6 protein-coding genes are annotated in these 5,280 nt (G+C 70.2%); 2 read left to right on the forward strand and 4 right to left on the reverse strand.

All coding sequences use genetic code 11. The features are described 5' to 3' along the window. From B9G49_RS15580 to B9G49_RS15590, 3 genes are all read right to left on the reverse strand, one after another. A partial coding sequence (locus B9G49_RS15580; RefSeq protein ID WP_086216984.1) for a methyl-accepting chemotaxis protein occupies positions 1-1,171 on the reverse strand: 1,171 nt, incomplete at its 3' end. A gap of 289 nt (positions 1,172-1,460) precedes the next feature. Next, positions 1,461-2,444: a 5,10-methylenetetrahydromethanopterin reductase gene (locus B9G49_RS15585; protein WP_086216980.1), complete on the reverse strand. Its 984-nt coding sequence runs from the start codon at positions 2,442-2,444 to the stop codon at positions 1,461-1,463. A 2-nt stretch (positions 2,445-2,446) separates the two neighbouring features. Beyond that, on the reverse strand, positions 2,447-3,202 hold the full coding sequence (locus B9G49_RS15590) for a coenzyme F420-0:L-glutamate ligase (protein ID WP_086216981.1): 756 nt from the start codon (positions 3,200-3,202) through the stop codon (positions 2,447-2,449). 448 nt (positions 3,203-3,650) lie between these two features. Between B9G49_RS15590 and B9G49_RS15595 the strand changes: the two genes are divergently transcribed. Together B9G49_RS15595 and B9G49_RS15600 are read left to right on the forward strand one after the other, a co-directional pair. Beyond that, complete coding sequence (locus B9G49_RS15595; RefSeq protein WP_086216982.1) at positions 3,651-4,154, forward strand: DUF367 family protein; 504 nt, start codon at positions 3,651-3,653, stop codon at positions 4,152-4,154. A 97-nt stretch (positions 4,155-4,251) separates the two neighbouring features. Beyond that, entirely contained in the window at positions 4,252-4,725 is a 474-nt protein-coding gene (locus tag B9G49_RS15600) for a redoxin domain-containing protein (RefSeq protein ID WP_086216983.1), read from the forward strand. Between the two features lie 97 nt (positions 4,726-4,822). Here B9G49_RS15600 and B9G49_RS15605 read toward each other — a convergent pair whose 3' ends face one another. Beyond that, positions 4,823-5,182, reverse strand: coding sequence for a DUF5518 domain-containing protein (locus B9G49_RS15605; protein ID WP_049931553.1), 360 nt, complete (start codon positions 5,180-5,182; stop codon positions 4,823-4,825). Positions 5,183-5,280: the final 98 nt, after the last annotated feature.

A 5,280-nucleotide genomic window follows, 5' to 3' on the forward strand; every position in this document is an offset into this window, starting at 1 on the left:
TCACCTCGTCGGCGACGACCGCGAACCCGTCGCCGGAGCCGTCGGTGCGCGCCGCCTCGATGGAGGCGTTCAGCGCGAGCTGGTTGGTCTCCTCCGCGATCTCGTCTATCACGGCCGCGATCTCGTCGATCTCGCCGACCCGGTCCGCGAGGTCCGTGACCGCGGCCGCCGTCTCGCCGATCCGCGTCTCCAGCGTCTCAAGCTCCGCGATCGCCTCAGCCGCCTCCTCGCGGCCGGAGCGACCGCGTTCGGCGGCGTCGCGCGCGGTCTCGGCCGCGTCGTCGGCGCTCGCCGCGATCTCCTCGACGGTCGCCGACAGCGTGTTCATCTCGCTCGCGATCGCCTCCAGCTCGTCCGTCTGCTCGGCCGCGCCGTCGGAGATCTCCTGGACCGAGCGCGCGACCTCGCCGCTCGCGTCGTCGACCTCGTCCATGCTCGCGCGCACCTCGTCTGCGGCCCCGGCCACGTCGGCGGTGAACCCGCCGACCTCGCCGACCGTCTCGCCGAGCGTCGCGACGAGCCGGTTGTAGTTGTCGACGATCTCGACGTACCGGCCCTCGTCGGTCGCCAGCGCGTCCCCGTCGATGGTCGCCGTCAGGTCGCCGTCCTGCGCGCGCTCGGCGGCGTCGCCGAAGGCGTCGACGAGCGCCTCCAGCTCGGTGGTGTAGGCCGCGAGGTTCTCGGCCATCTCGTCGAGCGACGCCCCGAAGGCGCCCGGGACCTCCTCGTCGAGCGCGGGGTCGTCGAACTCTTGATCGGCGAGGGCCTCCGCCTGCGCGGAGACGGTCGTGAGGTACCCGTGGACCTCGCCGAAGGCGCCGACGAGGCTCCCGATCTCGTCGGGTTGGGTCGGGTCGAGGGCGCCCGCGGCGTCGCCGCCCGACGACCCGGTCGCGTCGGGCTCACGCGCGTCGTCGATATTCCCCGCGGCGATCGCCTCCGCCTGACGCTCCAGCGCGCGTATCGGGCCGACGAAGTCCTGTCGAACGATGAGCAGCGTGTTGTAGATGGCGACGACCGCGCCGAGGAACAGCGCCCCCGAGACGACGTACGCGGCGGTCCCCGAGATCAGAAACTGAGTGAGAAAGATGCCGACCGTGACGAGAAACTGGATGCCGACCGCCGTGACGACCTTGCGCTCTATCGATTCGGTGACGCCGAGCGCGTCCATCGTCCGCCACAGGAGGGCCTCGTACCGCCCGCGGACACCCGGGCGGCGCTGTCGTGTCGTGGACATGCTTCGCCCTCGACGAGAACGGGTTATGAACCTCCCGCCGGCGTTATCAGCAGCGATTCTCGATTGTCAGCGGGCGAGAATCCGCCGCCGGCGTGCGTGAAAGCAGTGCGGGCGCCGCCGACGCGGCCCGGAACCGCCGCCGCCGACGCGGCCCGGAACAGCCCTCGTCGACGCGGCCCGGAACAGCCCCCGTCGACCGCCTCGGCCGCGAGGTCGACGGACCTCAGAACAGCCCGTCGACCGCCTCGGCCGCGAGGTCGACGGCGGCCTCGAGGTCCGGGCCGAGCGGCGAGCCGACGACGAGGCCGTCGGCGTGCTCGGCGACGGCGGCGGCGCGCTCGCGGACGGTCTCGGGGGTGCCCGCCATACAGAAGGCGTCGACCATCTCGGGGGTCACGCGCTCGAAGGCGGCGGAGAACTCGCCGGCCGAGACGCGGTCACCGATCCCGCTCGCGGCGTCGGGGTCGATCCCGTGGCGCTTCAGGACGGGCGGGGCCGCGCCCGCGGCGATGAACGCGACCGGCGGCCGGGCGGCCTCGCGGGCGGCGGCCTCGTCCTCGGCGACCGACACCGCGGCGTAGGCGATCAGGTCGAACTCGCCCCGGCTATCGGGCCTGTCGTCGAGGCCGTCGTCGACCTGCTCGCGGGCCCACGCGAGGTCTTTCGGATGCGAGCCGTTGTACAGGAGGCCGTCGGCGTGCTTCGCGGCCATCCGACACATGTGCGGCCCCTCGCCGCCGACGTGGACCGGGATGTCCGCGCCCTGCGGCGGCTCGTAGTTGAGCCCGGCGTCCGCGGCGTCGAAGGTGCCCTCGTGGTCGACGCGCTCTCCGGCCCAGAGCTGCTGTGCGGTCTTGAACGCCTCCAGCACCGAGCGGAGCCCGCGCTTGTCTTCGAGGCCGAGGTTGGCGAGCGTCGAGGGGTCGCCCGGGCCGAGCCCGAAGACGGCGCGCCCCTCGGAGGCCTCGTCGAGGGTCGCGACCTTCGACGCGAGCGTCACCGGGTGGGTCTCGTAGGGGTTGGCGACCCCCGGACCGAGCCGGACCGAGTCGGTGGCGGCCGCGAGCCGCGAGAGGAACGCCCACGGGTCGCGGTTGTTGTAGTGACACGTCGAGTAGACGGCGTCGTAGCCGGCCTCCTCGGCGCGGACGCCGAGGTCGACGAGGCGAGACAGCTCGTGTTCTGGGGTGAGTTCGATTCCGAGCATGGTTACTCCTGAAAGGTCCACTCCCGCAGGGCCTGCCGGACGAAGTCGCCCTCGACCTCGCGGAAGTGATTGTCCGAGCCGTCGTGGTCGCCGAACTCCCAGTCCCGGACGACGACGACCGGGGTGCCGCCCGCGCCCTCGCCGGCGACGAGGTTGGCGGCGGCGGCGAGCTCGTCGATCACGTTCTGGACGGTGACGCCCATCTCGCGGCCGTCGCGGTCGCGTTCGCCGCGCCAGTCGCGGCTGGCGGGTAGCCCGGCCCAGCCGATCGCGACCCCGCGCTGGCCGTGCCGGAAGGGACGACCGGAGGTGTCGCTGACGACGACGCGGTCGGCCGCGAGTCCGTCGCGGATGCGCTCCGCGCTCTCGGTGGGGCGCTCCGGGAGCAGCAGCAGGTCGCCGTCCGGGACGTTCGAGCGATCGATGCCGGCGTTGACGCCGACGTGCCCGAAGCGCGTCGCGGTGAGGAGGAACGGCGCCTCCATGACCAGCTCCGTCGACTCCTCGATGACCGCCTGCGCGAAGCGCGGATCCTTCTCCTCGTCCGCTATCTCGGCGAGCCGGTCGGCGACCTCGCGGGCCCGGGGGCCGGCCGGGAAGTCGTCGAGGTCGAAGGCGCGTCCCTCGGCCTTCGAGACGACCGTGCTGGCGACGACGACCACGTCGTCCTCGCGGAGGTCGACGCGCTCGCCGATCATGGCCGCGAGGTCGTCTCCCTCCCGGATCTCCGGGAGGTCCGGAACCGCGAACAGCTCCATACGATCACCTGCGCGGCGACGAGGAAAAACCCCGCCGGTACCGGGCCGGTTTGACGGTATCGGGACGAAGCGGCGGAGTCCGATTCGCGGCGGACTGGCGAATAACTGGCGCGTTTGATCAGGCACAAAAATAGCATTTGCTAAAACATTCGTTGGTATAAATACCAAAAAACCATGTCTATATAAGGACAAAGGGCGGGTAATAGGTATTTCAGCCAAAATTTTTTACGCACCGAGTAAATACTGTAAAACGCGATGAACGAACTGACAACCGAAGGCGAATCGGCTCCGATCGGGACGCGGACGCGCGTCCCCGAAGAGGCCGACGACGGCGAACCGATCGTGACGCAGACCCGCGCCCCGTGACGGCGCGCGGGCGTCGACCACCCGCATTTTTTCTGCCGACGGCGTCCGTACGGCTTATACGCGACTCCGTCGAACGCCGAGTGTGGACCTCCACGTCCGGTACGAGGGCGACGACGACCCCGACAAGTGTACGGCCCGGAAGCTCGCGCGCTTCGACCTCGCCGAGCTCCACCGCTCGGACCGAGCCACGCCGTACGGGGTCGTCCTCAACCCCCACGCCGAGCGCGCGCTCTCGCCCGTCGACGCCGAGCGGGCCGCCGAGACCGCGCTCGTCGCGCTCGACTGCTCGTGGGAGTCGGCGGGCGAGAAGATGTTCTCGCTCCCCGGCGAGCACCGCGCGCTGCCCTACCTCGTCGCCGCCAACCCCGTGAACTTCGGCCGTCCGATGCGGCTCACCACCGTCGAGGCGTTCGCCGCGGCGCTGGTGATTCTCGGCGAGCGCGACCGCGCCGAGCGCGCCCTGTCGAAGTTCACGTGGGGCGAGACGTTCCTCGAACTCAACGCGGAGCCGCTCCGCCGGTACGCCGACTGCGAGGACTCCGGCGAGATCGTCGACATCCAACAGGAGTACCTCGACCGCGAGTGACTCGGTGCGGGTTCGGCCCGAGACGGTAGCGGGCCAATACCGGCACCGAACGAGGTCGCGACAAGGCTTTTGCGTGAATCAGCCGTATCGAGAGTCGATGGTATCCACAGGTGACGACGCACCCGCGTTCACCGCGACGGTCGGCACGAGCGACCACGAGCCGTTCGACCTCGACGAGGAGATCGGCGACGGGCCGGTCGTGCTCGCGTTCTTCCCCGGCGCGTTCACGCCGCCGTGTACGAACGAGATGATCGCCTTCCAGGAGCGCGCCGACGCCTTCGCGGAGGCCGGCGCGACCCTCTTCGGGATCAGCGCCGACTCGCCGTTCTCGCAGGGCGCGTTCCGCGAGGAGCACGGGATCGAGTTCGACCTCGTGAGCGACATGGCCGGCGACGCGATCCGCGCGTACGACCTCGAGATCGACATCGCCGAACTCGGCCTCCACGGCATCGCGAACCGCGCCGTGTTCGTGATCGACGACGACGGCGAGGTCGTCTTCGACTGGGTCGCCGACGACCCGACCAACGAGCCGGACTACGAGGCGGTCCTCGACGCCGTCGAGAGCGCGTGAATTCCGGTCGCGGGGCGGCCGGTCCCGTCGCGTCCGCGGTTCTATTGTAATAAGATACCGGAGCCCCGCAGCGACGGACCGCTTCGAGCCGATCCCGCTATCCGAGGACGCCGCCGATAGCACCCGCAAGCGCCGAGTCGACCGCGAACAGCAGCGTCAGGAACAGCCCGACGACGAGGACCCCCGCGCCACCGAGCAGGCTTCCGAGTGGGCCACCGGCCAGTCCGACGAGGCCGCCGAACGCGGCGAGCAGGAGCGTGACGGCCACGCCACTCACCGAGCCCGCGAGCAGGCCGTGCCAGAAGCCGGAGAGCAGCCCGCCGGCGGCGACGTAGCCGGCGACGAACCCGCCGATGAGTCCCGCGCCGACGTGGCCCACGACGGGGACGAGCGTGGCCAGCAGCCCGGCGATCAGCATCACGACGAAGCCGTAGCCGACGGCGCGCCAGTCTGTCATACCCGCGGGTAGCCGGCTCGGAGGTAAATACTTCCTCGTCAAATTTGTTTACTTCGAATCTATTTTTATTAATCTCTTATAAAATAATGCCTCTATGT

The organism is Halorubrum sp. SD683 (assembly GCF_002135045.1).
GTDB lineage: Archaea > Halobacteriota > Halobacteria > Halobacteriales > Haloferacaceae > Halorubrum > Halorubrum ezzemoulense.

Excerpts from the sequence above, each read along its gene's own strand:
- B9G49_RS15585 (WP_086216980.1), bottom strand. The coding sequence starts at position 2,444 with ATGCTCGGAATCGAACTCACCCCAGAACACGAGCTGTCTCGCCTCGTC.
- B9G49_RS15590 (WP_086216981.1), bottom strand. The coding sequence starts at position 3,202 with ATGGAGCTGTTCGCGGTTCCGGACCTCCCGGAGATCCGGGAGGGAGAC.
- B9G49_RS15600 (WP_086216983.1), top strand. The coding sequence starts at position 4,252 with ATGGTATCCACAGGTGACGACGCACCCGCGTTCACCGCGACGGTCGGC.
- B9G49_RS15605 (WP_049931553.1), bottom strand. The coding sequence starts at position 5,182 with ATGACAGACTGGCGCGCCGTCGGCTACGGCTTCGTCGTGATGCTGATC.